The following is a 3,285-nucleotide window of genomic DNA, read 5'->3' as shown; positions in this document are numbered from 1 at the left end:
CCGCAGGACCTCCTCCCCCCTTCCGACGCGCCCCGCGCGCTGTCACGGCCATCCCCCCTTTCGGAGTGACCATGTTCAACAACCTGAGCATCACGGGAAAACTGCTGCTCGCCTTCGGCTCGATGGTGGCCATCATCGTCGGCCTCGTCTCCATGGTGTACATGACGCTGGACCGGGTCGCCCTGTCCGCGAACGAGGACACCGAGAGCCGGCTGGTGATGGTCGCCGTGCGCACCCTGGAGGGTGACATGGCCGACCTGGAGACGGGCCAGCGCGGCTTCCTCATCACCGGCGACGAGAAGTTCCTGGAGCCCTACACCCAGGCGCGCCTGAGCGTGTCCCAGAACATCGACCGCATCCGCGAGCTCACCCAGAAGAACCGCCGCCAGCAGGATCGTCTCCAGGAGATCCGCGACCTGATGCAGCAGTGGGTGACCCAGCACCTGGAGCCCCTCATCGGCCAGCGCCGCGAGGTCAACGCGGGCCGGGGTGAGCTTGCCCAGCTCATCGCGGTGGAGCAGTCCGCGCGCGGCAAGGCGACCGCGGACCGCATCCGGACGATGCTCACCAAGCTGGCGGACGACGAGGAGGTCCTCCTGAACGAGCGCACCACCCGGACCGCCGGGATGGCGCAGGACCTGTACAACGTCCTCACCTTCGGTGGCCTCCTGAGCGTGGCGCTCGCGGGCCTGCTGTCCTATCTCCTCACGCGCAGCATCGTGCAGCCGCTGACCGAGGCCGTGCAGGTGACGGCGCAGGTCACCGCCGGCGACCTCACGGCGAACATCATCACCCGGGGCCGCGACGAGACGGGCCGGATGATGAGCAGCATGCGGGAGATGATCCAGCGGCTGTCGGGCGTCATCAGCGAGGTGCGCGGCGCGGCGGGCTCCCTGTCGTCCGCGTCCCTCCAGGTGGCCTCCGCGGCGCAGGGCCTGTCGCAGGGCACCAGCTCCCAGGCGGCCTCCGTGGAGGAGACCACCGCCAGCCTGGAGCAGCTCAACGTGAGCATCCGCCAGAACGCGGAGAACAGCCGGGAGATGGAGCAGACGGCCGTCAAGGGCGCCCGGGACGCGGAGGAGAGCGGCCGGGCGGTGAAGGAGACCGTGGAGGCGATGAACGCCATCGCGGAGCGCATCTCCATCGTGGAGGAGATCGCCTACCAGACGAACCTGCTCGCGCTGAACGCCGCCGTGGAGGCGGCCCGCGCGGGTGAGCACGGGCGCGGCTTCTCCGTCGTCGCCACCGAGGTGCGCAAGCTGGCCGAGCGCAGCCAGAAGGCCGCGAAGGAGATTGGGGGGCTGGCCTCCTCCAGCGTGAAGGTCGCCGAGCGCAGCGGGCAGCTGCTGAGCGAACTGGTGCCCGCCATCCGCCGCACGTCGCAGCTGGTGCAGCAGGTGACCAACGCCTCGCGGGAGCAGGCCGTGGGCGTCTCGCAGATGACGCGCGCCATGACGCAGGTGGATCAGGTGACCCAGCGCAACGCCTCCGCCGCGGAGGAGCTGTCCTCCACCGCCGAGGAGATGGCCACCCAGGCCGAGTCGCTCCTGCAGATGATGACGTTCTTCCGGCTGATGGAGGGCTTCGGCTTCAACGCCCCGTCCGCCCCGGCGCGTCCCATGCCGGTCCGGCTGCCGGCCTCCGCCGCCCGGGGGCTCCAGGTCGCGGCGCAGGGTGTGCTCGCCGCCTCCATGCCCGCGCCCCGCAACGGCAACGGGCACGCGAACGGACACGGCAACGGGCACGCCAACGGGCACCTTGGAGGCGCGGCGGAGACGCCGGCCCACCAGGACTTCCAGCGGTTCTAGGGAGACAGCGCACCATGAACCATCCCATCGAACCGGCCAGCGCCCGGTCCAGCTACCTGAGCTTCATGCTCGCGGAGGAGGAGTACGCCGTGGGCCTCCTGCGGGTGCGGGAGATCATCGAGTACCGCGCCGTCACCCGCGTGCCGGGGATGCCGGTCGCCGTGCAGGGCGTCATCAACCTGCGCGGCAGCGTGGTGCCCGTCGTGGACCTGGCGGTGAAGTTCGGCCTGCCGCCCCGGCCCATCACGCGCTGGTCCTGCTTCGTCATCGTGGAGGTGACGCTCGACGGACAGCAGACGGTGCTGGGGCTGCTCGCGGACACCGTGCGCGAGGTGCTGGAGCTGGGCCCCGACGACATCGAACCGCCCCCGGCCTTCGGCACCCGCGTGCGGCTGGAGTTCCTGCGGGGCATGGGCCGGCACAACGACACGTTCATCCTGCTGCTGGACCTGGACCGGCTCCTGTCCCTGGAGGAGCTGCTGCGGCTGACGGCCGCCACCGACGAGGCCCCGGCCCCCGTGCCTCCCGCAGCGAACGCGGCCGCGCTCCCGGAAGTCCCGGGCAACGGGTGAGGGGATGACCGGGTCCGCGCCGTGGCCGCCCGCCTTGCCCCCCGCGCTGTCGCATGCGGAGCTGCTGCTGTTCCAGCACCTGGTGGAGGCGGAGACGGGCATCCACCTGTCCACGGCCAAGAACGCGCTGGTGGCGAACCGGCTGTCGCGGCGGCTGCGGGAGCTGGGGCTGACCTCGTTCGCCGCGTACCACGCGTACGTCACCGCGCGCGGCAACGAGGCGGAGAAGGTGCGGATGCTCGACAGCCTCTGCACCCATGAGACGTCCTTCTTCCGCGAGCCCCGCCACTTCGAATTGCTGCGTGACCCCATCCTGCCGGAGTGGGCCGCCCAGGGGGCCAAGGGGCAGCGCCCCCGCAGCCTCCGCGTCTGGAGCGCGGGGTGCTCCACGGGGGAGGAGCCGTACTCGCTGGCGATGACGCTCCTGGAGGCCTTCCCCCGGGGCTCCGGGTGGAACGTGGAGGTCGTGGCGACGGACCTGTCCACCTGGGCCGTGCAGCGCGCGGCGCAGGGACTCTGGAGCCAGGAGCGGGCGCGGACCATCCCCACCCCGCTCTTGCGCAAGTACATGCTCAAGGGCGTGCGCAGCCAGGAGGGGTTGATGACGGCGGGCCCGGAGTTGCGCGCGGTGATGCGCTTCGACCGCGCCAACCTGCATGTCCCGAGCACCTGGCCCCAGGGGACGTTCGACCTCATCTTCTGCCGCAACGTGCTCATCTACTTCGGCGCGGAGGCCCGCGTGCGCGTCATCCAGGGGCTGCTCGAGCGCCTGCCCGCGACGGGGTACTTCTTCCTCGGGCACGCGGAGAGCCTCATCGGCATCACCGCGGCGGCCCGCTCGGTGAGCGCCAACGTGTACGCGCCCCGCCCCGGGCCGGCGACGCTGTCCCGCGAGTAGCCGCAGG

General features: G+C 71.3%; 3 protein-coding genes. All 3 read left to right on the top strand.

Features of this window, described 5'->3' with window-relative positions; translation table 11 throughout:
- The first annotated feature begins 71 nt into the window (after positions 1–71).
- The 3 genes from D7X12_RS40330 to D7X12_RS40320 are packed head-to-tail and all read left to right on the top strand — an operon-like array spanning position 72 to position 3,278.
- Complete coding sequence (locus tag D7X12_RS40330) at positions 72–1,808, top strand: methyl-accepting chemotaxis protein (protein ID WP_120630432.1); 1,737 nt, start codon at positions 72–74, stop codon at positions 1,806–1,808.
- Positions 1,809–1,822: 14 nt separating this feature from the next.
- Positions 1,823–2,380 carry a chemotaxis protein CheW gene (locus D7X12_RS40325; RefSeq protein WP_120630431.1) on the top strand — a complete coding sequence of 186 codons (558 nt, stop codon included), beginning with the start codon at positions 1,823–1,825 and terminating at the stop codon, positions 2,378–2,380.
- A 4-nt stretch (positions 2,381–2,384) separates the two neighbouring features.
- Positions 2,385–3,278 carry a CheR family methyltransferase gene (locus tag D7X12_RS40320; RefSeq protein ID WP_120630430.1) on the top strand — a complete coding sequence of 298 codons (894 nt, stop codon included), beginning with the start codon at positions 2,385–2,387 and terminating at the stop codon, positions 3,276–3,278.
- Positions 3,279–3,285: the final 7 nt, after the last annotated feature.

The organism is Corallococcus sicarius (assembly GCF_003611735.1).
Classification (GTDB): Bacteria; Myxococcota; Myxococcia; order Myxococcales; family Myxococcaceae; genus Corallococcus; species Corallococcus sicarius.
The sequence above is the reverse complement of the archived record's forward strand: the minus strand, read 5'-3'. Positions and strand labels throughout refer to the sequence as shown.

Excerpts from the sequence above, each read along its gene's own strand:
- D7X12_RS40325 (WP_120630431.1), top strand. The coding sequence starts at position 1,823 with ATGAACCATCCCATCGAACCGGCCAGCGCCCGGTCCAGCTACCTGAGC.
- D7X12_RS40330 (WP_120630432.1), top strand. The coding sequence starts at position 72 with ATGTTCAACAACCTGAGCATCACGGGAAAACTGCTGCTCGCCTTCGGC.
- D7X12_RS40320 (WP_120630430.1), top strand. The coding sequence starts at position 2,385 with ATGACCGGGTCCGCGCCGTGGCCGCCCGCCTTGCCCCCCGCGCTGTCG.